24 protein-coding genes and 3 pseudogenes are annotated in these 22,420 nt (G+C 70.8%); 9 read left to right on the top strand and 18 right to left on the bottom strand.

What is annotated here, in order from left to right; translation table 11 throughout:
• Positions 1 to 17: 17 nt before the first annotated feature.
• The 6 genes from IE97_RS42455 to IE97_RS0109830 all read right to left on the bottom strand — a co-directional run bounded on the left by IE97_RS42455 (position 18) and on the right by IE97_RS0109830 (position 4,620).
• Entirely contained in the window at positions 18 to 557 is a 540-nt protein-coding gene (locus IE97_RS42455) for a hypothetical protein (RefSeq protein ID WP_199809802.1), read from the bottom strand.
• Positions 558 to 599: 42 nt separating this feature from the next.
• Positions 600 to 974 (bottom strand): alcohol dehydrogenase catalytic domain-containing protein, encoded by a 375-nt coding sequence (locus tag IE97_RS42450; RefSeq protein WP_199809801.1) that lies wholly within the window; start codon positions 972 to 974, stop codon positions 600 to 602.
• Positions 975 to 1,116: 142 nt separating this feature from the next.
• Positions 1,117 to 2,700 (bottom strand): Na+/H+ antiporter, encoded by a 1,584-nt coding sequence (locus IE97_RS0109845; RefSeq protein ID WP_030235017.1) that lies wholly within the window; start codon positions 2,698 to 2,700, stop codon positions 1,117 to 1,119.
• Between the two features lie 69 nt (positions 2,701 to 2,769).
• Positions 2,770 to 3,141, bottom strand: a complete 372-nt coding sequence (locus tag IE97_RS0109840) for a DUF2255 family protein (RefSeq protein WP_030235015.1) — start codon at positions 3,139 to 3,141, stop codon at positions 2,770 to 2,772.
• A 25-nt stretch (positions 3,142 to 3,166) separates the two neighbouring features.
• Positions 3,167 to 4,183, bottom strand: a complete 1,017-nt coding sequence (locus IE97_RS0109835) for a zinc-dependent alcohol dehydrogenase family protein (protein WP_030235010.1) — start codon at positions 4,181 to 4,183, stop codon at positions 3,167 to 3,169.
• Positions 4,184 to 4,287: 104 nt separating this feature from the next.
• Positions 4,288 to 4,620: a carboxymuconolactone decarboxylase family protein gene (locus tag IE97_RS0109830; protein WP_030235006.1), complete on the bottom strand. Its 333-nt coding sequence runs from the start codon at positions 4,618 to 4,620 to the stop codon at positions 4,288 to 4,290.
• 486 nt (positions 4,621 to 5,106) lie between these two features.
• Between IE97_RS0109830 and IE97_RS42840 the strand changes: the two are divergent.
• Positions 5,107 to 5,238 (top strand): annotated as a pseudogene (locus tag IE97_RS42840) (oxidoreductase); the annotation flags it as partial.
• A gap of 59 nt (positions 5,239 to 5,297) precedes the next feature.
• On the opposite strand, the gene IE97_RS0109825 reads toward IE97_RS42840, so the two are convergent.
• The 6 genes and pseudogenes from IE97_RS0109825 to IE97_RS0109800 form a co-directional block, all read right to left on the bottom strand.
• Positions 5,298 to 6,167, bottom strand: coding sequence for a helix-turn-helix domain-containing protein (locus IE97_RS0109825; protein ID WP_030235003.1), 870 nt, complete (start codon positions 6,165 to 6,167; stop codon positions 5,298 to 5,300).
• Positions 6,168 to 6,352: 185 nt separating this feature from the next.
• Positions 6,353 to 7,051, bottom strand: a complete 699-nt coding sequence (locus IE97_RS0109820; protein WP_030235000.1) for a type 1 glutamine amidotransferase domain-containing protein — start codon at positions 7,049 to 7,051, stop codon at positions 6,353 to 6,355.
• A gap of 25 nt (positions 7,052 to 7,076) precedes the next feature.
• Positions 7,077 to 7,469 (bottom strand): nuclear transport factor 2 family protein, encoded by a 393-nt coding sequence (locus IE97_RS0109815; protein ID WP_030234996.1) that lies wholly within the window; start codon positions 7,467 to 7,469, stop codon positions 7,077 to 7,079.
• Positions 7,470 to 7,508: 39 nt separating this feature from the next.
• Positions 7,509 to 7,589, bottom strand: a pseudogene (locus tag IE97_RS42445) (NADPH-dependent FMN reductase); the annotation flags it as partial.
• Positions 7,590 to 7,810: 221 nt separating this feature from the next.
• Positions 7,811 to 8,125 carry an alpha/beta hydrolase gene (locus IE97_RS42440; RefSeq protein WP_030234990.1) on the bottom strand — a complete coding sequence of 105 codons (315 nt, stop codon included), beginning with the start codon at positions 8,123 to 8,125 and terminating at the stop codon, positions 7,811 to 7,813.
• Positions 8,126 to 8,316: 191 nt separating this feature from the next.
• Positions 8,317 to 8,496 (bottom strand): alpha/beta fold hydrolase, encoded by a 180-nt coding sequence (locus IE97_RS0109800; RefSeq protein ID WP_030234985.1) that lies wholly within the window; start codon positions 8,494 to 8,496, stop codon positions 8,317 to 8,319.
• Positions 8,497 to 8,751: 255 nt separating this feature from the next.
• Here IE97_RS0109800 and IE97_RS43590 point away from each other — a divergent pair, with 255 nt between their 5' ends.
• Together IE97_RS43590 and IE97_RS0109790 are read left to right on the top strand one after the other, a co-directional pair.
• Positions 8,752 to 10,926 carry a DUF3289 family protein gene (locus tag IE97_RS43590; RefSeq protein ID WP_158708264.1) on the top strand — a complete coding sequence of 725 codons (2,175 nt, stop codon included), beginning with the start codon at positions 8,752 to 8,754 and terminating at the stop codon, positions 10,924 to 10,926.
• Positions 10,927 to 10,939: 13 nt separating this feature from the next.
• Complete coding sequence (locus IE97_RS0109790) at positions 10,940 to 11,512, top strand: hypothetical protein (RefSeq protein WP_199809800.1); 573 nt, start codon at positions 10,940 to 10,942, stop codon at positions 11,510 to 11,512.
• 307 nt (positions 11,513 to 11,819) lie between these two features.
• Here IE97_RS0109790 and IE97_RS0109785 read toward each other — a convergent pair whose 3' ends face one another.
• The 5 genes and pseudogenes from IE97_RS0109785 to IE97_RS42015 all read right to left on the bottom strand — a co-directional run bounded on the left by IE97_RS0109785 (position 11,820) and on the right by IE97_RS42015 (position 15,455).
• Entirely contained in the window at positions 11,820 to 12,008 is a 189-nt protein-coding gene (locus IE97_RS0109785) for an acyl-CoA carboxylase epsilon subunit (protein ID WP_030234973.1), read from the bottom strand.
• A 30-nt stretch (positions 12,009 to 12,038) separates the two neighbouring features.
• Positions 12,039 to 13,583, bottom strand: coding sequence for an acyl-CoA carboxylase subunit beta (locus IE97_RS0109780; protein WP_030234970.1), 1,545 nt, complete (start codon positions 13,581 to 13,583; stop codon positions 12,039 to 12,041).
• A 24-nt stretch (positions 13,584 to 13,607) separates the two neighbouring features.
• On the bottom strand, positions 13,608 to 14,039 hold the full coding sequence (locus tag IE97_RS0109775; protein WP_030234965.1) for a hypothetical protein: 432 nt from the start codon (positions 14,037 to 14,039) through the stop codon (positions 13,608 to 13,610).
• A gap of 108 nt (positions 14,040 to 14,147) precedes the next feature.
• Positions 14,148 to 14,942: an AfsR/SARP family transcriptional regulator gene (locus tag IE97_RS0109770; RefSeq protein WP_030234962.1), complete on the bottom strand. Its 795-nt coding sequence runs from the start codon at positions 14,940 to 14,942 to the stop codon at positions 14,148 to 14,150.
• 420 nt (positions 14,943 to 15,362) lie between these two features.
• Positions 15,363 to 15,455, bottom strand: a pseudogene (locus IE97_RS42015).
• Positions 15,456 to 15,630: 175 nt separating this feature from the next.
• Here IE97_RS42015 and IE97_RS0109765 point away from each other — a divergent pair.
• The 6 genes from IE97_RS0109765 to fabI all read left to right on the top strand — a co-directional run bounded on the left by IE97_RS0109765 (position 15,631) and on the right by fabI (position 20,988).
• Entirely contained in the window at positions 15,631 to 16,626 is a 996-nt protein-coding gene (locus tag IE97_RS0109765; protein WP_030234958.1) for a DUF2156 domain-containing protein, read from the top strand.
• A 143-nt stretch (positions 16,627 to 16,769) separates the two neighbouring features.
• Positions 16,770 to 16,934, top strand: coding sequence for a hypothetical protein (locus IE97_RS42435; RefSeq protein ID WP_167537461.1), 165 nt, complete (start codon positions 16,770 to 16,772; stop codon positions 16,932 to 16,934).
• 245 nt (positions 16,935 to 17,179) lie between these two features.
• Positions 17,180 to 18,283, top strand: a complete 1,104-nt coding sequence (locus tag IE97_RS0109755) for a fatty acid desaturase family protein (protein ID WP_030234955.1) — start codon at positions 17,180 to 17,182, stop codon at positions 18,281 to 18,283.
• Between the two features lie 190 nt (positions 18,284 to 18,473).
• On the top strand, positions 18,474 to 19,898 hold the full coding sequence (locus tag IE97_RS0109750; RefSeq protein WP_030234950.1) for an MFS transporter: 1,425 nt from the start codon (positions 18,474 to 18,476) through the stop codon (positions 19,896 to 19,898).
• Between the two features lie 2 nt (positions 19,899 to 19,900).
• Positions 19,901 to 20,227, top strand: a complete 327-nt coding sequence (fdxA, locus tag IE97_RS0109745; RefSeq protein WP_018888440.1) for a ferredoxin — start codon at positions 19,901 to 19,903, stop codon at positions 20,225 to 20,227.
• Positions 20,224 to 20,988 (top strand): enoyl-ACP reductase FabI, encoded by a 765-nt coding sequence (gene fabI, locus IE97_RS0109740; protein ID WP_030234948.1) that lies wholly within the window; start codon positions 20,224 to 20,226, stop codon positions 20,986 to 20,988. The genes fdxA and fabI overlap by 4 nt, the downstream gene beginning before the upstream one ends.
• 82 nt (positions 20,989 to 21,070) lie before the next feature.
• Here fabI and serS read toward each other — a convergent pair whose 3' ends face one another.
• The gene (gene serS, locus IE97_RS0109735) at positions 21,071 to 22,348 is read right to left on the bottom strand and encodes a serine--tRNA ligase (RefSeq protein ID WP_030234944.1); all 1,278 of its coding nucleotides are present in this window, start codon (positions 22,346 to 22,348) and stop codon (positions 21,071 to 21,073) included.
• Positions 22,349 to 22,420 lie beyond the last annotated feature (72 nt).

Below are 22,420 nucleotides of genomic sequence, written 5' to 3'. Positions count from 1 at the left end.
CCTGCAGAGTCGGACAATCACGTGTCGTGGTCGAAGGTCAGGACGATGCGTTCACGCAGGGCGCCCTGTTCGAGTCGTACGTGCGCGGCTGCTGCGTCGTCCGCGTCGAAGGGCAGGGCGGGGCGCAGAGTGATCGTGCCGTCTTCGGCCTGGTCGCGGAGCCGTACGATCGCGTCGCGGTCCCCGTCCCGTTCGCGCACGTTGAGGTGTTTCACCGTGATGCCGCGTCCGGGGTCGCCGTCCCAGGAGCGCAGGATGCCGATCTGGCCGCCGTCGCGGACGGCGGGAGCGATCCGCTCGTGCAGCAGTGCCGCGTCCGCCACCGCGTCCACCGGGCCGCCCAGTTCCTTCAGTACGCGCTCGGCGATGTCGGGACCGCGGGGCACGAGTGTCTGTGCCCCGAGTGAGCGGAGCAGGTCCGCGTCGTCCTCGGCGGCGACGGCTGTGACGTGCAGGCCCTCTGCGGCGCCTAGTTCGACCAGGTAGCCGCCGACCGAGCCGGCGGCGCCGGTGACCAGGAGGGTGGCGCCCGGGGGCAGTCGGAAGGCGTCGAGCACGTTCCGGGCGGTGAGCGCGTTGTTCAGGAAGCCGGCAGTCGCTTAGGCGGAGGCGCCTGCGGGGGCCAGGACCACGGACCGTGCGGAAAGGGCGAGGTATTCGCTGTAACCGCCGTGGCTGCCCGCATTGTCCACGAAGGCGACGACGTGGGCACCGGCCACCAGACCCCAGCGGGGATCCACCCCGCTGCCGACCTCCTCGATCGTGCCGGCGACCTCCATCCCGGGAACGAACGGGGGTGTCTGCCCCTGGTACATCTGCCACAGCTGCCCGGAGCGGAGCATCGCGTCGACGGGGTTCACACCGGCGGCGTGGACCCGCACCAGCAACTCCTGTGCCCCGGGGTGCGGGTCGGGGAGTTCGAACGGCCGCAGCACTTCCGGGCCGCCGTACTCGCTCAGTCCGATGACTTTCATCCGGAAGTTTCCTCACATTCCTGTGTTCGCCGCGATGTGCGGCAGAGAGGTGTTGCCGAAACCTCCCGGGTGTTCGCGGGTCGGTTCGGCGGTGTACTCGGGGCCCTCTCTCGTGGGTTTCGTCCGGGCCGGTGGCGCCGGCTCACTCCACCTCCGTCCCGGTCAGCCGGACCTCCTCGTAGTCCAAGGTGGTCTGGAGCCGGCGCAGAACCGTGTCGTCGATCCGTTGCTCGTCGCGCAGCCGGACGACGGTCGCGCGTTTGTGGGTGATGAGGGCGAGCCGCAGCGCGGTGTAGTGACGGTTGTGCAGCAGGGCGGGATCGCCGTCGGAGCCCGCGCCCCGCGCCCGTACGGCGGCCAGTTGGGCCTCGTACTCCTGGCGCAGCCACTCCGCGGCCTCCGGGGACGTGCCCAGATCGGTGGCGAGCCGGGGCAGTGCCTCAAGGGCCTCCTCGGTGGCCTTGGTCTCCGCCAGGAGTTCTTCCTCCTCGGTGGAGGTGTCCCGCGGCAGCCGCGCCCAGCGCACCACCCCTGGCAGCAGCAGACCCTGCACCACGAGCGTCACCACGATGACGCCGGAGGTGACGAAGACGATGAAGGCGCGATCCGGAAAGGGCGCACCGGAGTCCAGTGCCTCCGGCACCGACAAGGCCACGGCCAGGGACACCGCGCCCCGGAAGCCCGCGAACCCGCTGACGGTGCGCGCCCGGTTGCTCATCCGCCGCAGCCGCTGCTCCGGTCGCCGGTCGAGCGCGCGGATCAGGTAGGCGGAGGCGAACAGGAACGCGAAGCGTACGGCGACCAGCACCACGCTGACCACACCGACCGCGATCAGCGCGTCCCTGAGGTCCACCCGGCTCATGTGCCGCAGCGCGTACTGGAGTTCCACACCGACCAGGACGAACAGTGCGGCGTTGATGATGAACGTGGCCAGCGGCCAGAACGCCAGGGCCTGCCGGCGGTGCTCGGCGCGGATGAGACGGGGAGCCACCTGGGCCATGATCAGCCCGCTCACCACGACAGCGAGCACCCCCGAGGCATGGATCAGCTCGGCGAGCAGATAGGCCGTGAACGGCGCCAGGATCATGACGAGATTGCCCAGCAGCGGGTCCTGGAGACGGCGCCGCAGGTTCATGTTGACCCACGCCACCACCACGCCGACCGCCGCCCCGCCGCCGTAGGCGAGGAGGAACAGCGCGCTCACGTGGGGGACGGTGAGGTGCTCCTCGCCGACGGTCAGACCGACCGCGAGGCCGAAGATGACCAGCGCGGTGCCGTCGTTGACGAGGCTCTCCGCGCGCAGCGCCGTGACCTGGCGACGCGGCAGCGCCCGGGCCAGGGCGCCGACCGCGGTGGCGTCGGTGGGTGCGACCGCCGCGCCCAGCACCCACGCGGGCCCCCACGGCAGCCCGAGCGCGTGCCCGGCGGCCGCCACGGCCCACGCGGTGAGGATGACCAGCACCGTGCTCATCAGGACGATGCCGCGCAGGTTCGAGCGGATCTCCCGGCTCGACGTCGTCAGGCTCTCCCAGTACAGGAGTACGGGAAGGAAGAGCAACAGCACGACCTCGGGCGGAAGTTGGGTCTGTCGGACGGCCGGGACCAGACCGAGCAGCGCGCCCAGGGCGAGCAGGACGACGGGTGGTGCGACGCCGAGGCGCTGCGCCAGGACGTTGCCCGCCAGCACGGCCACGCCGAGGAGTACGACGAGTTCGAGACCGAGCATGGGACTTACTCCTGTGAGAGGCCGGGTGTCGGCGGGTGCTGGGCGGCCTCCCACCGGAGCGTCTCGGGCTCATCTCGGGACCAGGCGCAGCGTCGTGGCGCGGGAGGCGACCATGGGGTCGACGTACGCGCCGCCGTAGTGGCCGTACTTGGTGCGGTAGGCGGCGTCGATACGGTCGTTGACGTCGTCGTCGCGTACGTCGACGAGCGTGACGTCCTTGTCGACGCCGCCGGCGCGGATGTGCCCCGCACGGCGGGCGCGGGCCGTGCGCCACCAGCCGCCGTCCGTGCCTCGGAAGGAGCGCACGTACAGGTCGTCACCGGCGCGGACGACCCAGACCGGCACCGGCGTACGCAGGGTGCCGTCACGCCGCAGAGGGGCTATCTCCAACTCCTCCGCCTCGGCGATGAGATGGAGTTCGTCGCTCGTCCATGTCGTCATCGTTGGTTCTCCGTCGGGCGCGAGGTCACGGACGCAGCAGCGTCTTGACGGCGCGACGCTCGTCCATGGCCCTGTAGCCCTCGGCGACCTCGTCCAGGGGGAGGGTGAGGTCGAAGACCCTGCCGGGGTTGATACGGCCGGACAGGACGCGGTCGATCAAGTCGGGCAGATAGGCCCGCACGGGCGCGGGGCCGCCGCGCAGACCGACGTGGGAGAAGAACAGCTCCTGGCCGTCGATCTGCACGCCGTGCGGCATGCCGACGAAGCCGACGTTGCCGCCGGGGCGGGTGGACCGCAGGGCCTGGTCCATCGACTGCTGGGTGCCGACGCATTCGAGGACCGAGTCGGCGCCGATGCCGTCCGTGAGCTCCTTGACACGGGCCACGCCCTCCTCTCCGCGCTCGGTGACGATGTCGGTGGCGCCGAACTCCACGGCCAGCTTCTGGCGGGACTCGTGCCGGCTCATGGCGATGACGCGCTCGGCGCCCAGTTCCTTCGCGGCGATGACGGCGGACAGGCCGACCGCGCCGTCACCGACCACCACGGCCGTCGCACCGGGCCCGACCTCGGCGGCCTTGGCGGCGTACCAGCCGGTGCCCATCACGTCGGACAGCGTCAGCAGGCTCGGGATCAGTTCCTCGGCCGGCTGTTCCAGCACGGCGACCAGGGTGCCGTCGGCCAGGGGTACGCGGACGTACTCGGCCTGGCAGCCGGTGACCCACTCCGCGTGCTGACAGGAGGTGTGGTAGCCGGCCCGGCAGACCGGGCAGGTGTTGTCGGATGCGGCGAAGGAGCCGATGACGAACTGGCCGGGCTTGACGCCCGACACCTCGCTGCCGACCTCCTCGACGACGCCGACGTACTCGTGGCCGATCGGCTGCGGCTCGTCGACCGGCATGACGCCGCGGTAGCTCCACAGGTCGGAGCCGCACACGCAGGTGGCGACGGTGCGGATGACGGCGTCCGTCGGTGCGGTGATCTCCGGCTCGGGACGGTCCTCCACCCGTATGTCGCCGGGCGCGTGAATGACGGTTGCTCGCATGACGTGCCTCTGGTCTTCCTTGGGTCGGTTGCGGCGGCCAGGCGTGGGAGCGGGGCTGACGCGGGGGGCCCACGCCTCGGGAACGGCGGGCGGTGGGGCGGACCTCAGGCTGACTCGTCGGCCTTGTCCACGATCGCCTTGAGCTGGGTCATCGCCGACATGGCGCCCGGCCACCCGGCGTAGAAGGCCAGGTGGGTGATGGCCTCGACGAGTTCGTCCTTGGTCACGCCGTTCTCCAGCGCCTTGCCGAGGTGGAAGCCGAGCTGGTCGGTGCGGTGGAGGGCGGCGAGCGCGGTGACGGTGACCAGGCTGCGGTCACGCGGAGACAGTTCCGGCCGCTCCCAGATGTCGCCGAACAGGACCGTGTCGGTGACCTCGGCGAGCTTCGGGGCGAACTCCTGGATCGCCGGCGGCGCGAACTTCTTCCGGTCGGTCATGGGTTGGTGCTCCTGGCGGGTGTTTCGGTTCGGTCGCCCGGCCCTCGGCCGGGGGTTTCCTGGCGCGACGTGAACGTGCCTGTCGTCGACTTCGCCGGTCACGCGGAGTGCGGAATGCGGGTGATGTCGGGAAACGATTCCGCCCGAGCGTGACGGGGCGCCTGCTTCTCTTGCATCGACCCTGCCCTCTTCGCGTGAACTCGCAAAGGGGAGAGTTCCACTCGGGGGAGGACATATCCAGGGGAGAAATCCTTCCCCCCCTTGGCCGGACCCGGCGGTGCGATACTGGCCGTTGTCGCGGTTCAGGGACGTGGCATGAGCTGACGGCCCGCATCCCCTCGCGTCGTGGAGCGCGGAGCAACCAGGGGTACCGTCTGCCGGTGCCGCTCGGGCGGGACGGACAGCGCCAGTGAGGGGGGCCGCGCCGCATCGCGCGATCGGTGGCGGCACCGCGGTCGCCGATCTCTACTGGGCGCAGCCGCTGCTCTGGAGGACTGCGACGGCGCCGAGCCCGCTCCGGCGGACGGAGAGATGCGCGGTGTGAGGGACTGGGCGATGGCCCCGGAGCAAGCAGCGCGCCTGTGGGAGTTGTCCGCGGAACTGACGGGTGTGGACGCGTTGCGGTCCTCCGGCCCCTCGGCCCCTCAGCCTCTCGGCCCTGGAGGGGGCCGGAGAACTCACGCGACGCTGTCGGACGCCGTCCGCTTCTGGTCCGCCGACCAGGAGGCAAGAAGGCGCAGGGCGTCGTGGGACGGGGAACCGGGCTCGGCGTTCCAGACGATGATGTGCTGCTCGGGGTCCGTCCCGCACGTGAGCGTGTTCCAGTCGAGCGTCAGCTCGCCCACCACCGGGTGGCGGAGTTTCTTCGTGCCTTTGTCCCGCATGGCGACATCATGTTCGGCCCACCACTGACGGAACTGCGCGTCGTGGGCGGAGAGGGTCTCGACCAGAGCGGCCAGGCGCGGTTCGCCGGGATACCGTGCGCTCTCCATGCGCAGGTGAGCGATGGCCAGTCGGGTGACCTCCTCCCAGTCCGCGTACAGCTCGCGCATCCAGGGCTCGGTGAACAGCAGCCGGATGAACACACGCTCTTCCTCCGGGTAGCGGCCGAAGTCGGTCCACAGACCGGCGGCGAGCTGGTTCCAGCCGAGAATGTCGGTCCGTCGGCCGATGACGAAGGCGGGAGTGGCGGTGAGATCGTCCAGCATGCGCTGCAACTGCGGATCCACCTGCTGGCGGTCGCCCGAGGACGGCGGGCGTACCTTCTGCCTGGCCGCGAGTTCGAAGAGGTAGGTCCGCTGAGCCTCGTTGAGCCGGAGCACCTGGGCGATCCCGTCCAGGAGAGCAGCTGATGCCTGGAGACGGCCCTGCTCGATACGCGTGTAGTACTCGGTGCTGATCGAGGCGAGATGAGCCACCTCCTCGCGGCGCAGACCGCTGACCCGGCGCCGTTGCCCGCCGCGGAGCCCGACCTCGGAGGGGCTGAGTTCGGCTCGGCGGGCTTTGAGGAATTCGCCCAGCTCGTTCAGGTGCGGGTCGCGGTGCATGACCTCCAGCCTCGCACAAAAGCCCGGCACTACAAGGAGTGGGGAGGTAGATCCTGCCCCGAATTTTGTCTGCCGGCGCACGAGAAATCATGTATCCCGCCCGTGTGATCACACGGCGAAATGCGGCCCGGTAGGCGCTGGGGCGCGTACCGGGCCGCCGGGGGATCATGCTGTGCTGTGTGGTGTCAGCTCAGCGCCGTGACCACTTCCCGGGCCAGAGGGACGGCCGAGTACGGGTTCTGGCCGGTGTAGAGGGTGCGGTCGACCTCGACATGCGGAGTGAACGGGTCGGCCTCGCGGTAGTCGGCCTTGAGCTCGGTCACGAGCCGGTCCTGGAGCAGCCACTTCGCGCGGTCCGCGAGACCGTTCTGCTTCTCCTCGGCATTGGAGAGGCCGGTCAGCCGGTAGCCGGCGAACGGGGAGGTCCCGTCGGGACGGATGGTGGCGAGCAGGGCGGCGGGGCCGTGGCAGACCAGGGACACGGGCTTGCCGGAGGCGAGCCAGTCGGTGAGCAGCCTGCCGGAGGCGGCGTCGTCGGGCAGGTCCTCCATGGGGCCCCAGCCGCCCGGGTAGAAGACGGCGTCGTGGTCGTCGATGTTCACGTCCTCGATGCGCATCGGGTGCGCCAGCTCGGTGGCCTCGCGCAGCGCGGAGCGCATGCGTTCGGCGCCTTCCTCGCCGCCGTTGAAGTCGGGGGTGAGGCTGAGGGCGTCCACGGTGGGCGGCACGCCGCCGGGGGTGGCCGCGGCGATCTCGTATCCGGCCTCCTTGAAGACCTGGTACGGGCCGATCGCCTCCTCGGCCCAGAAGCCGGCCGGATGGCGGGTTCCGTCAGCCAGCGTCCAGTGGTCGGACGCGGTGATCACGAAGAGGATCTTCGTCATGGGGGGCTTTCTCCCGGTGGTGGTGTCAGACCTTGAGGGCTTCCTGGAGGACGTGGCTGTCGGCGGCCTGCCGCATGCTGACGGCCTTGCCGTCGCGGACGGTCCACAGGTGGATGAAGCGGACGTCGGCCTTGTTCCCGGTCTTCGCCTCGGCGTGGTAGTGCCCGAACACGAAGACGTGGCCCTCATCGTCCGCGTAGAACTCCTCGGGCACCGCGCCGAAGGACTCGTAGTTCGGCATCGTCGCGCCGAAGAAGTTCTTCGCGACGTCGTCCCAGCCGTGGTAAACGCCGCTGTTCGGGAAGCCGGGGGTGATGTCCCAGACGAGGTCCGGCGCCATGACCTGACTGGTCACCTCCGGGGCCATACGGGATTCGTACACCCGGCGGATGAGGGCCAGGCTCGGGGATTCGGACACGGTTCACTCCTGGTGTGCGTGGTGGGGAGGATGTGGCGCCGAGGCGGTGCCCATGTACGTGGCGGAACCGAAGATGATCGCGTCAGCGGCGTCCAGCCGGGCCCACTGCCCGTCGGTGATCTTGTTGATCGCTTGGTCCACGTACTCCGGCACGTCATACAGGGCGATGTGCGTCGCGCCTTCGACGACGAACAGCTCCTTCGGGCCGTTGGAAAGCTCGTGCGCCTGGTCGCTGAAAATCTTGGTGTCCGCCTTGCTTCCCGCGACGAGGAGCATCGGCTGGGTCAGCAGTTCCGGAATCTGGTCGAATGCAGAAAAGGCGTACATCCAGTCCATGCTGGTCAGCAGGAAACGGCCCTTTGAGCGGGGATGCTGGCCACGGGGAGTCCCGCGTCCTCCACTCGGGTCGCCGGGTCCTCCAGAAGACGAGGTTCGCCGCCGCTTTCTCCTTGGTGGGAGGAATCGTAGACAACGGTGACGAATCCGTTCGCGGCCAGTCGCTCCGCGTAATGGCCGATGGTCTGTTCCTTCACTCCGTCGGCCGGGTGAATCCCGACGAGGGCCGGGTATTTCGTGTTCTCTGAGGAGTCGTCCGGCAGGTGCGGGTGTGCCGCTATATCCACGGCCTTGTTCCTGAAAGACACGGTCTCGATCATGGCGCTTGTCCCTTTTCGTTGTCCGCGACCGGCCAGTAGGAGGCCCTGGCACCATGGTTCGCCGAGGCCGTGATGATGTCCACGTGTGGTGAGGGGGAAGAAAATTTCCCCCTGGATGCGGATTTCCGGGTGGGTGAATCCTTTTCGGTGCCCCAGAGCCGTGGCCGGGAGAAGATGAGGGGACCCTGTCCTCAGCTCGGTGCGAGGAAATCAGTCATGAGCTTCAGCCACTCCTGAGGGCGTTCGGCGAACGGCAGGTGTCCGGTCGGGAGCTCTGCGGTCTCGGCGGTGGGGATGGCGGCGGCGAGCTGTCGTTGCAGGGCGGGTGAGATCAGGGAGTCGGCGGTGGTGACGGCGACGAGCGTCGGCACGGCGATGCCGGCGAGGTCGCCGCGGACGTCGACCCTCCGGACCAGGTCGAGCTGGTCACCGGTGCCTGAGGGCAGGGCGGGAGCTGGGCCCGCCGCACCAATCTCCCAAACGTCTCAATTGCGCCTCTACCACACCTTGGGAACCATCCCCCACGCATGCTAGCTTCCCCGTTCGCTTCCGAACTGCCGTGACACAACGGCAGCTTCGAGACAACAGGCATGTCTTCAGACATGGCTTCAGACATGGGAGGCCCCATGAACAGAAGCGCCGCCGTGCCGCTCGGCGCGGCCTTACTCCTTCTCCTCGGCACGGCCGTGCCCGCCGCCGCGGGACCCCCCGGCGACGGCGCGGCCACCGACGGGGCGACGCTCTACCGCGACAACACGGTCGACGTCTCCTACCGCCAGGTCGCCCCCGGCGACGCGGCGTGGAGCCAGGTCCCGGCCGCCCTCCGCGGCAGAGCGACGGAGGGCTCGTACGTCGCCCGGCTCCAGCTCGAGAACGTCTCCGATCACCCCGTCTCCAAATGGTCGCTGACCTTCGAGCTCTCCGACCGCATCACGGACACTTCCGCCGCGAAGCTCGCCGCCCCCCAGGACGCGCGCACGACGCTCCAGGGCGTCGGCCCCACGAACACCCTCCAGCCGGGCAGGACCGAGACCGTCTGGTACCGCGCCGAGCCCGGCGCCAAGGCCGATACCCCGACCTGGGCGTCCTTCGCCAAGCACGGCATCTCGCCGACGGAGGACACCGACGGCGACCGCCTCCCCGACGACCTGGAGGTGCGCGCCAAGCTCGACCCCAAGTCCGAGGACACCGACGGCGACGGCCTCTCCGACTTCGCCGAGCTGGGCTACCGCTTCAGCACCCCGCTCAAGGCCGACACCGACGGCGACGGCACCGAGGACGGCGCCGAGGACCCCGACAAGGACGGCCTCACGGCCACCCGCGAGCTCAAGCTCCGCACCACGCCCACCCGCGCCGACACCGACCGGGACGGCCTCGCGGACGCCCGCGAGCTGAAGCTCCGCACGGAGCCCACCAAGGCCGACACCGACGGCGACGGCGTCCAGGACGGCGAGGAGACCAGGCTCAACGCCTCACCCCGTGCCAAGAACTCCGCCTTCGACGTGACCCGCCGCGCGGACGGCGGCGCCATCGCCGCCGAGGCCACGCTCAAGGGCCTGCGCGCCAAGCAGGTCGGCGGCTTCCAGGTCACCAGGCTCCCTGCCGAGCAGCGGGAGTTCCCGGAGTCCACTCCGGGCTACCTCGGCAACGGCTTCCAGGTCTCCGCCCCCGCGGACGGCGCCGCAAGGCTCACCTTCCGCCTCGACCCCGACCGTACGGAGGGCACCGCACCGGCCCTCTACCGCTACGACGAGAAGGCCCGCCACCTCGTCAAGCAGTCGGGCCAGCAGCGCAGCGGCAGCACGATCACGGCCACCGCCACGGCCGAAGGTTCCGCCAAGTACGTCGTCCTCGACAGCCATGCCTTCGACCAGGCAGGCCCCAAGGCCCCTGGCAAGCGAATCCTCTCCGACGGCCCCGGCGACGGCGGAGACCCGGGTGACCCGGGCGATCCGCCCCCGACCGACATGCTGATCCACCAGTCGTCCTTCCGCGAGGGCCGCCGCAAGGCCCCCGACCCCCAGCACCCGCCCGTCCCGGCCGACCCGCGCGTCGCCGACGACCTCACCTTCAACGACTACAACTTCGACGAACTCACCGACCTCGGCTGGGAGTTCTGGGTCGCCCGCATCACGCCCGAGTCCTTTATGTGGGCCGAGTTCAACGACATCATGAACTTCGGCAAGCTCGGCGCCGACGCCGACTACGCCCAGTCCGTCGACGACCTCCGCAACGCCTTCCGCTACGGCCGCGGCGGCGAGAGCGCGGGTACGGTCACCGTCGACGACAACTTCGACCCCGGCCGCTACCTCTACCGCGGCTCCGGCACGGCCCTCTCCCGCGCCGTCGGCGCCTCACCACAGGAGAAGACCTACACCGACAAGGCCGGCCAGATCATCAAGCAGTCCCTCATCGACAACAAGGGCCGCACCGATCAGCTCAAGGTCCAGGAGGACCTCTCCAAGAACTTCCTCTTCCAGGAGTTCCTCCGCCAGGACGTGAAGTACCCGGTGTACGACTTCTCGCTCTGGGACGCCAACCAGCGCGCTCTCTCCATCGCGATCCACCAGTTCCACGGCCACACGATCGCGCTGAAGGACTACAAGGTCGAGGGCAACTCCTTCTCGGGCAAGCTCGTCTTCCACTCCTACGACCACTTCGGTCTCGACCCGGACGACGAGATCACGGAGTACGGCTTCATCGACTGGTTTACGCTCCAGCACTATGACCGGTTCGACGGGAAGTACCCCCCGCCGATCGCGCAGGCGGACATCGAGATCCCCATCAGCGGCACGTTCTGACCTCGCCGACCTGATGCCCCACAGGCGCTCGCCGGGCCGGGTCCTGGTCGTCACGCTGCTCGTCGTGACGGCCGGGTACCTGGCCTGGCGGGTCGCCGTCCTCGCGGGTCTGGAGGCCCACTTCGGCAGCGGCTTCGACGAGCAGCGCTTCAACCGGCTGCAGCAGGAGTACGACCGCCGCGAGGACGCCTTCGCCCGGGCCGACGCCCGGATGCGGAAGCTGATCGCGGAACACCCCCGCGCCGAACGAATCGACTGGAGCGGGTACCGGACCTGCGTCCGCGAGCCCGGCCGCCCCTCCGACAGGTGCACGACGACGCCCCCGCGCGACCAGAAGGTGTACGACGCCCTCTGGGGCGTCAGCGTGATCCTCTACCAGGCCAAGGACGAGGGCCGCACGTTCTACCGCTTCTACCACGAGGACCCACCGCGCTACACGATCATGCGTGCCCCCGAGGACACCGCTGAGGAGGCCGAGGAGTACGCGGACGCCCACGGCTTCCGCTCCACCCGCCCCCTCGGGCCCGGCTGGACGATCCTCGGCCCGATCGACGACATCGGCCGCGAGGAGAAGCAGTTCCCGTAGGAGGGCTCGCGGAACGCTTCGCCGCGAACCGCGAGTTGGTTGATCGGTGGCATGCCGACGAACACCGGCGAGTTCTTCCGTCTCTCATTGGCCACTGCCGGGCGGGGCGGGCTGGGAGAGCGGGGCCCGGCCGGCACGCCGAGAGTACGCACCGGACGCCGCTCCTCAACGGGCGAACGTTGCCTGCCGCGGCACTGGACCGGGTGAACGGGGACGCCCGTGTCCCGGCGGGAGTCGGGTGCGCCGAAGCGCCGGACCGGCCGCCTCGGAGGGAGGGGGCCGGTCCGGCGCTTCGGCGCGTCACCGCTCAGGGCGTCTGCCAGCTGTGCGGGGCGTGGAAGGGGTGGGGGCGCCAGGAGGTGGTGCCGGGGGTGGACGCCTGCGCGTCGACGCCGGCCCGGGCGGCACGGCTGAGCAACAGGGCCGCGAGGGCGGCCAGTTCCTCGTCCGTGGCTTGGCCCTTCTCGATGCGGATGGGGGGCGGGGGAGTGAGCATGGGACCTCCGTCACTGGGGTGGCCGTGCCGTCACTGAGGGGGGTTGCCGTGCTTCCGGGCGGGGCGGTCGGCGTGCTTGGTGCGCAGCATCGCCAGGGAGCGGATGAGGACCTCGCGGGTGTCGGCGGGGTCGATGACGTCGTCGACCAGGCCCCGCTCGGCCGCGTAGTAGGGGTGCATCAGCTCCGCCTTGTACTCCTTGACCAGCTCGGCCCGCGTGGCTTCGGGGTCCTCGGCCTCGGCGATCCGGCGGCGGAAGATGACATTGGCCGCGCCCTCGGCGCCCATGACGGCGATCTCGTTGGTGGGCCAGGCGTAGGTGAGGTCGGCGCCGATGGACTGGGAGTCCATGACGATGTAGGCACCGCCGTAGGCCTTGCGCAGGATCAGGGAGATCCGCGGCACCGTGGCGTTGCAGTACGCGTACAGCAGTTTGGCGCCGTGGCGGATGATGCCGCCGTGCTCCTGGTCGACGCCGGGCAGGAACCCGGGTACGTCCAGGAGGGTGACGATCGGGATGCTGAAGGCGTCGCACATCTGCACGAAGCGGGCGGCCTTCTCGCTGGCCTCGATGTCCAGGACACCGGCGAGCACCCGGGGCTGGTTGGCGACGACGCCCACCACCTGCCCGCCGAGACGGGCCAGCGCGCAGATGATGTTGCGCGCCCAGCGCTCGTGGACCTCCAGGTACTCGCCGTCGTCGACGATCTCCTCGATGACCTCCGCCATGTCGTAGGGCCGGTTGCCGTCCGCCGGGACCAGGTCGGCGAAGGTGTCGCAGCGACGGTCGTGCGGGTCGTCGCACGGCACCGCGGGCGGGTTCTCCCGGTTGTTCTGCGGGAGCATGGACAGGAGGTAGCGGACCTCCTGGATGCAGGTCTCCTCGTCGTCGTAGGCGAAGTGACAGACGCCGCTGGTCTCGGCGTGCACGTCCGCGCCGCCGAGGCCGTTCTGGGTGATCTCCTCACCGGTGACGGCCTTGACGACGTCCGGTCCGGTGATGAACATCTGCGACGTCTCGCGGACCATGAACACGAAGTCGGTGAGTGCGGGGGAGTAGGCGGCACCTCCGGCGCACGGGCCGAGCATCACCGAGATCTGCGGGATGACGCCGGACGCCCGGGTGTTGCGCTGGAAAATGCCGCCGTAGCCGGCGAGCGCGGTGACGCCCTCCTGGATGCGGGCGCCGGCGCCGTCGTTGAGGGAGACCAGCGGTGCGCCCGCCGCGATGGCCATGTCCATGACCTTGTGGATCTTGGTGGCGTGGGCCTCGCCCAGCGCACCGCCGAAGATCCGGAAGTCGTGGGCGTAGACGAACACCGTGCGGCCCTCCACCGTGCCCCAGCCGGTGATCACACCGTCCGTGTACGGCTTCCTGGCCTCCAGACCGAATCCGGTCGCCCGGTGCCGGCGCAGCTGCTCGACCTCACGGAACGAGCCCTCGTCCAACAGCAGGCCGATGCGCTCGCGCGCGGTCAGCTTGCCCTTGGCGTGCTGCGCCCGCGTCGCCTTCTCACTCGGGCCGGCCAGCACCTGGCGGCGTATCCCGGCCAGCTCCGCGACGTGGGACCTCATGTCTCCCCCTGATGGGACGGGATGTCAGTTGCCGAGTCGGCGCAGACCGTTCATCTGGAGCACGGCGAAGGCCGCGACGACGGCCGCCTGGAGCGGGGTCCACACCGTGCCGACGGTGTTCGGGTCCAGCCAGCCGAAGACCACGGCGGCCACGCTCGCGACCGCCCACAGCAGGTTCGCCTCGATGACCACCTTGGTGGCCGCGGTGGACGGCACCGGACGGCTGGCCAGCACGGCGACCAGTGCGCCGTAGACGGTGAGGAACACGCCGATGCCGCGGAGGAAGCCGGTGTCGAGGCCGAGCAGGTCCCCCACCGGGCCGGCGGCGAACAGGTAGATGAGGCCGTTGCCGCCGGTCACGACGGCGTCGAGGCCGAGGAAGAGACGTAACGGACGCGCGGCCTCCGTGCGCCCCTGGGGCGTCACGGCGCGGGCCGGCGACTGGCTCGTGGTCATGTGGTTCTCCAAAGGTCGGGGGGCGGTTTCCACTTCCGATCCGGATCGTTCCAGGCAGTGCTGACCAGCGGCTGACGTGCCGCTTACGCGGCGTCGGGGCCGGTGGCGTCAGGTGAGCTGGAGCAGGGGAGCGCGCACGTCACCGGACAGGGCCGGGTCGTGGGACAGGATGGCGCTCTCGACCTGCCGCAGCGCGGGGGAGGGCTCGATGCCGAGTTCGTCGGCGAGGTGGCGGCGCATACGGCGGAACACGTCCAGGGCGTCGGCCTGGCGCCCCGCGCAGTACAGGGCGATCATCAGCTGCTCGCAGAAGCGTTCCCTGAGCGGGTGGCTCGTGTGGGTCTCGGCGAGTTCGGCCAGGACGGCGGCGTGCCGGCCGAGCCGCAGCTCGGCGTCGAAGCGGAGCTCCATGGCCCGCATGCGGTACTCCTCGTAGCGGGCGCCGGCGAGCTGGCACAGGGTCCCGCCGGTGAAACCGCCGAAGACCGGCCCCCGCCACATGGCCAGAGCCTCTCTCAGTAACCGAGCCGCCTCCTCCGGTGAGCCCGAGCCGAGGGTCTCGGCCTGGCGGACCGTGCTGACGAACTCGGCGGCGTCCAGCTCCCCCTCGTTGACCGTCAGGCGGTAGCCCGAGGGGTGGATGGTGACGCGCGAGGTGGTGCGGTCGGGCTCCAGGCCGCGCAGCTTGCGGCGCAGCCGGCTGACGTGGGCCTGCAGGGCGTTGGCCTGGTTGTCCGGGGCGCCCTCGCCCCACATCTCCTCGACCAGCGCCTCACCGGAGACCGACTGGCCCTCGCTGACCAGCAGCGTCTGGACCAGGGTCCGTTGCAGATCGCCGGAGATCTCGGCCGGTCCCGACGCGGTGCGGATCTGCAGTGCCCCGAGGATCGAGAACCTCAGCATGTTTCCCCCTTGGCGATCAGAGCGGCAGAGAGTGGTCGGGGGGCCGGTCGCGGCGGTCCGTCTCTGCGGCCGAGGCCGCGTGGCGGTCTCCCGGCCGGCTTCCGTCCCGGGGTTTCCTCCCGACTCCATCCTGGCACAGAATAATTCCTTTGGGAAGGTATTTTTCTGCTGAACGAGTCCGAGTTATGCCGACAAGGGCGCTGACCTGTGCGTTTGCCGGACAACAGAGGTCAACCGGAAGGGGTGGTGGTGGACGCGGACGTGTCTGCGCCCCGGCGCACCGCCCAATGCCGGGCGGTGCGCCGGGGCGCGTGTGTCCGCCGGCGCGGGGGGTCGCCGACGGTGCGTGCGGCACCGGGGCCGCGCGGCCGGTGGGGCGGGGCCGCGCCGGAAGCCGGGTGCCGCGGCGTATACGACGAGCGGAGAGGGCAGGATTCGAACCTGCGTGGGCTTTGTGGGCCCGACCGTGGGATTGCTCCCTGGTCCCCGATAAGCCGCTCCGGGCACCTCTCCTTGTTCCCGGCTTCCGGTCTCCCGTGCCGTTCACGAGAACAACATTGGCAGGGAGGTCTGACAAAGCGCTGACGTTTCTCTGACTCGATCTGAGAATTCTCGTCCGGTCTTTTCCCGCACCTGCCCTCGATGCTCTACTCGGGACGACGGAAAACGCTCCCGAAAGGGGAAAACAATGACCGTGACCGCCATGGACAACCCGGTTCTCGAGGCGATACGCACCCATACGTCAAGCGAGAATCCCAGCGCGTTCCTGGCCCTCAACAGCGGAAATGACGTCTTCACACTGCCCGGTGCCGACGGCGTCGTCGTGTACCGCCGCACGGGCCGGTTCGCCGTCCAGTTCGGCGGCCCCTTCGCCGCCGCCGACGACTACGACCCCCTCCTGGAGGCCTTCCGCCGGCACGTCCGCGAAGAGGGCCGCACCCTGGTCGGCATCCAGCTCCAGCGTGCCGACGCCGAGCACTACGCCCGCCGCGGCTTCACCGTCAACCAGGTCGGCGCCTCCTGGGCCGTCGGCCTGCCGGACTTCACACTGCGCGGCACCCGCTTCATGCAACTGCGCAACAAGATCTCCCGCGCCCGCCGCAACGGCCTGGTCGTCCAGGAGGTCCCCGCCGACGACTGGCAGGACGCGATCGCCGCCATCGACCGGGCCTGGCTCGGCTCCAAGGGCGGCGCCCGGCAACTGGAGTTCCTGGTCGGCCAGATCGGCGGACCGGCCCAGGCGCACCGCCGGCTGTTCACCGGCACCATCGACGGCAGCCCCGTGGCGTACATCTCCTACTCGCCGGTGTACGGCGGCCGGGCCGGCTGGATGCACGACCTGAGCCGGCGCGTCCCGGATGGCTCCCCGGGACTGATGGAGGCCATCAACGCCACCGCCGTCGAGGTGTTCCGTTCGGAGGGCGTCGAGTGGCTGCACTTCGGCTTCACTCCGTTCACCGGCCTCGACGCCGGCCACGAGATCGACGGCCACAGCCCGGCGTTCCAGTGGCTGATGCACGCCCTGTGGGCCGAGGGGGCCGCGCTGTACCCGGCGCAGACCCAGCTGTCGTACAAGCAGAAGTGGGCTCCGGACGTGGTCATCCCGGAGTACGTCGCCTTCGATGGCCCGCAGGCCTCGCTGGCGTCCTTCGCCCATGTCTTCCGTGCCTGCAAGGCCTTCTGACGATCCATCACCTGCCATGCCCGCAGCGTGGCACTCCGGACCGACCGTGCCCGCAGCGGGGCGCGGCGTCGCGGCGCGCCGCGGGTCACCCTCCCCGCACCGCCCTCCCGCACCACCCGTCTTCCGGAACAGGAGAACCAGCGATGAGCGACAACGGACCCGACACCAGCACCGAAGTCCTCCAGCACACCGTGGTCGAGCGGCTGATGGCCGTCATCGGCGCGCCCGACGACGAGGACGTGGCGCGCGACGCGGACGCCGCCGTCCTGGCGCTCGACGAACGACTGCGCGCCGAGTCCGCCGCCTGACGGCGGCCGCCGATCAGACCGGCATCAGTGGCACATCAGCACGGCGCAGCACGCTGGACACGTGTTCGTCCGGTGGTCCCCCGGCGGAGTACCGCACTGTGCTCCGGCGTTCCCGGACCGCCGGGCGGGCACGCCCGCGCGTTCCCGACCGCCCGCGGGAGCACTGTCGACTCGCGGCGCCCGCAGGTCCGCGGGGCAGCGGCGCCGCCGCCCGAACCGGGCACTTCTCCCAAGGAGAGCAACGCATGCAGCGTCCGCACACACAAGAAGCCGGGGCGGCAGCCGCCTCCGCGGCCGACCCGCGCACCGGCGCCTCGGCGACGTTCGCCGAGCTCCACAAACGCGTCAAGGCGGAAGGTCTCCTCGACCTCGACCCGCGCTACTACGTGGGCCGTCTCGCGCTCAACACCACCCTGCTGCTGATCGGATTCGCCGCGTTCTTCGCCCTGGGCGACTCCTGGTGGCAGCTGCTGACGGCCCTGTGGATGGGGCTGTGCGGCGGCCAGTCGGCGTTCATGTGGCACGACGCCGGACACAAGGCCATGTTCCGCAGCAAGAAGGCCGCCTCCGCCGTCGGCTACATCCACGCCAACCTCGTCAACGGGGTCAGCTACGGCTGGTGGGTCAACCACCACAACCGGCACCACAGCAACCCCAACCACCTGGACAAGGACCCGGACATCGGCCGGCGCACCGTCATCTTCGACGTCAAGCAGTACCCCAGCCGGCGGGGCACACAGAGGTTCGTCGTGCGTCACCAGAGCGTGCTGTTCTTCGTGCTGCTCGTCCTGGAAGGCTTCAAGATGCTCCGGACGGCCGTGGTGTCCATCGCACAGGGCAAGACCAAGCGGCCCGTGCTGGAGTCGTTCCTGATCGTGCTGCGCGCCGCGGTCTACTGCGCCCTGGTCTTCACGGTGCTCTCGCCGGTCCTCGCCGTCGCGTTCATCCTCGTGCAGCACGCCGCCCTGGGCGTCTACTTCGGCATGATCTTCGCCCCGAACCACAAGGGCATGGACGTCCGCGACGGCGAGGAGGAGACCCTGGACTGGCTGGAGCGCCAGGTCCTCACCTCCCGCAACATCCGCCCGAACCTGGTTGTCGACTTCCTCTACGGCGGCCTCAACTACCAGGTCGAGCACCATCTGTTCCCGGCCATGCCGCAGAAGCACCTGCCGCGCGCCCGGGAACTGACCCGCGCCTACTGCGCCGAGCGCGGGGTGCCGTACCACGAGGTCGGCTTCTGGGCGTCCTACCGGGAGGTCGCCTCCTACCTGCACGAGGTCAGTGAGCCGGTGCGGGCCGGGACCGTGGAGGAGGAGATCAGGCGCCGGGCAGCCCAGGCGGCCTGACCCGGCCCGCGCCCCTCGGTCGCCGCCGGTCCGGGACCTCCCACGCACCGGTCCCGCACGCCCCCCCCCGCACCCCCACGCGTCCACAGCCCCGGCCAGGCCCCAGGGCCGCACGCCCGGGCCCGCCGTCGGCCCGGGCGGTTCCCTCACCGGAGCCCCTGAGAACCAGGAGTCCAAGGAGAGCCTCCCCATGTCCCAGACCACCACGGTGGCGGGCGGTGTCACCGCTCCCGCCGCGATCGGGGTCCGCCTGGACCGCATGCCGATCACCCCGATGCACCGAAGACTCACCATGGTCATCGGCATCGGCCTGCTCTTCGACACGTTCGAGAACAACCTCTCGGGCACCATCGCCAAGGTGCTCCAGAGCGACTTCGCCTTCGGTGCGACCGAGCTCAAACTCGTCCTGGCCTCGGTGTTCATCGGCCAGTTCATCGGCTCGCTGGTGCTCGGCCGGATCGCCGACCGGTTCGGCCGGCGCCGGGCCTTCCTGATCAACCTCGCCATCTACTCGGGCTTCTCCCTGCTGGGCGCCTTCTCGCCGAACGCCGCCTGGCTGATCGTCACCCGCTTCATGGCCGGCATCGGTATCGGTGCCGAACAGGTGCTGTCCGACTGCTACCTGGCCGACGTGCTGCCCGCCAAGCGGCGCGGCCGGTACATCGCCTGGGCCTACACCGTCGCCTTCTGCGGGGTGCCCGCCGTCGGCTTCGCCGCGCTGTGGCTGGTGCCCCTGTCCCCACTGGGCATCGACGGCTGGCGCTGGCTGTTCGTGATCGGGTCGCTGGGCTCCGCCGTGGTGTGGGTGCTGCGCCGACGGCTGATCGAGTCGCCGAGGTGGCTGGCCGCCCAGGGCCGCACCGAGGAGGCCGAGCTGCTGGTGGCCGAGATGGAGAAGCAGGCCTACCCGGACCGTCCCGCGACGGGTCGCCCGGTGGCCGCGGACACCGCCGGACCGGTGGAACCGGCCGCGGTGCGCCACCGTGTGCGCGACGTGTTCGGCCGCGGCATGCGGCGCCGCACGGTGGTGCTGTGGATCTTCTGCGTGCTGTCCGTGGTCGGCTACTACGGTTTCGGCACGCTGGCCCCCCAGATCGTCGCGGCCAAGGGCTACGGCATCGTCGCGGGCATCGGCTTCACCGCGCTGTCCTTCCTGGGCTACCCGGTCGGTTCCGCGCTGGCCCTGCCGATCGTCGACCGGTTCGAGCGCCGGACGCTGGTCGCGGCCTCCGCGGCGGCGATGATGGTGGCCGGCCTCGGCTTCGCCTACGCCGGATCCCCCGCGCTCATCGTGGCGTTCGGCTTCATCTACACCCTGTGCAGCAACGTCTTCTCCAGCGTCTCGCACGTGTACCTCTCCGAGCAGTATCCGACCGCGATCCGCGCCACCGCGTCCGGCGCCGCCTACTCGCTGTCCAAACTCAGCGCCGCCGCACTGCCGTTCGTCCTGCTGCCGGTCCTGGACTCGCACGGCCCCGGTGCCCTGTTCGGGGTCATCGCCGCGGCGATGGCGGCCCTGGCGGCGACCGTCCTGCTGCTGGGCGAGCGCACCACCGGGGCTCCGGTCGACGGCGTCCCCGGCCCCCCGACCACCCCCGTGACGAAGAGGAGCTGACGATGGCCTACGTCATCGCGCTGCCCTGCGTCGACGTCAAGGACCGCTCCTGCGTCGACGAGTGCCCCGTGGACTGCATCTACGAGGGCCGCCGGGCCCTGTACATCCACCCCGACGAATGCGTCGACTGCGGCGCCTGCGAACCCGTCTGCCCCGTCGAGGCGATCCGCTTCGAGGACGACGTGCCCGCCGAGTGGGGCGACCACACCGCCTCCAACGCCGACTTCTTCGCCGCCGTGGGCTCGCCCGGCGGCGCCGCCGCACTCGGCGCCCTCGGCCACGACTCCCCGCTGGTGCGGGCCCTGCCCGAGGCGGTGACCCGGACATGAGCGGACTCCTCGCCGGCAAGCGGATCCTGGTGACCGGGGTCGTCACGGACGCGTCCATCGCCTTCCACACGGCCCGCATCGCCCAGGAGGAGGGTGCCGAGGTCGTCCTCACCGGCTTCGGGCGCCTCTCCCTGATCGAGCGCGTCGCCGGACGGCTGCCGAAGCCGGCCCCGGTGCTCGAACTCGACGTCACCGACCAGCGGCAACTGGACGGCCTCGGCGACCGGATCCGCGAGCACACCGACACCCTGGACGGACTGGTGCACTCCATCGCCTACGGGCCGCGGGGCGCCTTCTCCTTCCTGGACGGCGACTGGAACGACGTGTCGACCGCCGTGCACGTATCGGCGTACTCCCTGAAGTCGCTGACCACGGCCTGCCTGCCGCTGATGGAGCGGCGCGGCGGCTCGGTGGTCGGGCTGACCTTCGACGCCGCGGTCGCCTGGCCGCGCTACGACTGGATGGGCGTCGCCAAGGCCGCCCTGGAGTCGACCAGCCGCTACCTCGCCCGGGACCTGGGCGGCCGCGGCGTCCGCTGCAACCTCGTCGCGGCGGGACCGCTGCGCTCCATGGCGGCCAAGTCCATCCCCGGGTTCGCCGACCTCGCCGGGGTCTGGGAGCACCGGGCCCCGGCGGGCTGGGACCCCACCGACCCGGACCCGGCGGCCCGCGGGGTCGTCGCCCTGCTGTCGGACTTCTTCCCGCGCACCACGGGGGAGATCGTGCACGTCGACGGAGGGGTGCACATGATGGGCGCCTGAGCCCCGGGCCGGGCGCGGCGAAAGGGGCGGGAGCGGGTCGCGGACCCGGCTCCCGCCCCTTCGCGGTGGCGCCCGCCGGCGCCTACGCGGTGTCCCCGCCCGGCAGGATCCGGCGGAAGCCGGTGTACGGGACGAGGGCCTCGGGCAGCACCACCGAGCCGTCCTCCCGCACGCCCTGCTCCAGCAGCGCGGCGACCGTGCGGCCGATCGGCAGCGCCGAGCCGTTCAGCGTGACCGCCGGCGTCCTGCTCCCGTCGGGCCGCTTGACGCGGATGTCCGCGCGACGCGCCTGGAAGGTGCCGCAGTCGGAGACCGAGGAGATCTCCCGGTAGGAGCCGCTGCCCGGCAGCCACACCTCGACGTCGTAGGTCATCCGGGCGGAGAACCCGAGGTCGCCGGCCGGCAGCAGCACCACGCGGTGCGCCAGTTCCAGGCGCTTCAGGCACTCCTCGGCGTGGTTCACCATGAGTTCGAGCTGCGCCGGGGCGTCCTCGGGGGCGCAGACGCGCACCAGCTCCACCTTCTCGAACTGGTGCAGCCGCAGGATGCCGCGGGTGTCCCGGCCGTACGCCCCGGCCTCCGCCCGGAAGCACGGCGTGCAGGCGGTGAAGGCCAGCGGCAGCGAGCGGGAGTCGAGGAGCCGTCCGGCCACCAGGTTGGTCAGCGGGACCTCGGCGGTGGGGATCAGGAACAACTCCCGCTCACCGACCTGGGTGCGGAACAGGTCGTCCTCGAATTTGGGCAGCTGCCCGGTCCCGGTCATGGTGTCGCGGCCGACCAGGAACGGCACCGACTGCTCGGTGTAGCCGTGCTCGCGGGTGTGCAGGTCGAGGAGGAAGTCGCGCAGGGCCCGCTCCAGTCGTGCCCCGGCCCCGCGGGCGACGGTGAAGCGGGCACCGGACAGCCGGGCCGCGGCCGGGCCGTCGAGGATGCCGAGGGACTCCCCGATGTCGGCGTGGTGGCGGGCGCCGTCCGCCGGACGAGGAGCGGGACCGCCCCGGCGTATCTCCACGGCCTCCTTCTCCGAGTCGCCGTCCGGGACCGCGTCCAGGGGGATGTTGGGGACGGAGAGCAGCAGCTCGGTCAGGTGTGCTGCGGCCGTGCGGGCGGCGGCCTCGGCCCGCTGCACCTCGGCCCGCAGCGCCCGGGCGGACGCCTTCTCCTCCTCGGTCGGCGGGCCGGAGCGGCGGGCCCTGGCCGTGCGGTTCAGCTCGGTGCGCAGCCGGGTCACCTCCGCCTGCGCGCCGTTGCGCTCGCGCAGGGCGTCGGCCAGCGCGGCCGGGTCGAGGTCGTGCCGGCGGCGGGCCAGCCGCCGTACGGCCTGCGGCCCGTCCTTCAGCAGTTCTTGGGGATCGTGCACGGTGGACTCCTGACGTGGGGCGGGGTGGGGTGGCCCGCGGACCGGCGGGGCGGGCGCCGTGCGGCCGGGTGC

It is taken from the genome of Streptomyces sp. NRRL S-455 (assembly GCF_000717875.1).
GTDB lineage: Bacteria > Actinomycetota > Actinomycetes > Streptomycetales > Streptomycetaceae > Streptomyces.
This window is presented reverse-complemented; position numbering and strand designations above follow the sequence as displayed.

Coding starts and splice junctions, on each gene's coding strand:
- IE97_RS42450 (WP_199809801.1), bottom strand. CDS start 974: ATGAAAGTCATCGGACTGAGCGAGTACGGCGGCCCGGAAGTGCTGCGG.
- IE97_RS0109845 (WP_030235017.1), bottom strand. CDS start 2,700: ATGCTCGGTCTCGAACTCGTCGTACTCCTCGGCGTGGCCGTGCTGGCG.
- IE97_RS0109840 (WP_030235015.1), bottom strand. CDS start 3,141: ATGACGACATGGACGAGCGACGAACTCCATCTCATCGCCGAGGCGGAG.
- IE97_RS0109835 (WP_030235010.1), bottom strand. CDS start 4,183: ATGCGAGCAACCGTCATTCACGCGCCCGGCGACATACGGGTGGAGGAC.
- IE97_RS0109830 (WP_030235006.1), bottom strand. CDS start 4,620: ATGACCGACCGGAAGAAGTTCGCGCCGCCGGCGATCCAGGAGTTCGCC.
- IE97_RS0109825 (WP_030235003.1), bottom strand. CDS start 6,167: ATGCACCGCGACCCGCACCTGAACGAGCTGGGCGAATTCCTCAAAGCC.
- IE97_RS0109820 (WP_030235000.1), bottom strand. CDS start 7,051: ATGACGAAGATCCTCTTCGTGATCACCGCGTCCGACCACTGGACGCTG.
- IE97_RS42440 (WP_030234990.1), bottom strand. CDS start 8,125: ATGATCGAGACCGTGTCTTTCAGGAACAAGGCCGTGGATATAGCGGCA.
- IE97_RS43590 (WP_158708264.1), top strand. CDS start 8,752: ATGAACAGAAGCGCCGCCGTGCCGCTCGGCGCGGCCTTACTCCTTCTC.
- IE97_RS0109790 (WP_199809800.1), top strand. CDS start 10,940: ATGCCCCACAGGCGCTCGCCGGGCCGGGTCCTGGTCGTCACGCTGCTC.
- IE97_RS0109785 (WP_030234973.1), bottom strand. CDS start 12,008: ATGCTCACTCCCCCGCCCCCCATCCGCATCGAGAAGGGCCAAGCCACG.
- IE97_RS0109780 (WP_030234970.1), bottom strand. CDS start 13,583: ATGAGGTCCCACGTCGCGGAGCTGGCCGGGATACGCCGCCAGGTGCTG.
- IE97_RS0109775 (WP_030234965.1), bottom strand. CDS start 14,039: ATGACCACGAGCCAGTCGCCGGCCCGCGCCGTGACGCCCCAGGGGCGC.
- IE97_RS0109770 (WP_030234962.1), bottom strand. CDS start 14,942: ATGCTGAGGTTCTCGATCCTCGGGGCACTGCAGATCCGCACCGCGTCG.
- IE97_RS0109765 (WP_030234958.1), top strand. CDS start 15,631: ATGACCGTGACCGCCATGGACAACCCGGTTCTCGAGGCGATACGCACC.
- IE97_RS42435 (WP_167537461.1), top strand. CDS start 16,770: ATGAGCGACAACGGACCCGACACCAGCACCGAAGTCCTCCAGCACACC.
- IE97_RS0109755 (WP_030234955.1), top strand. CDS start 17,180: ATGCAGCGTCCGCACACACAAGAAGCCGGGGCGGCAGCCGCCTCCGCG.
- IE97_RS0109750 (WP_030234950.1), top strand. CDS start 18,474: ATGTCCCAGACCACCACGGTGGCGGGCGGTGTCACCGCTCCCGCCGCG.
- fdxA (WP_018888440.1), top strand. CDS start 19,901: ATGGCCTACGTCATCGCGCTGCCCTGCGTCGACGTCAAGGACCGCTCC.
- fabI (WP_030234948.1), top strand. CDS start 20,224: ATGAGCGGACTCCTCGCCGGCAAGCGGATCCTGGTGACCGGGGTCGTC.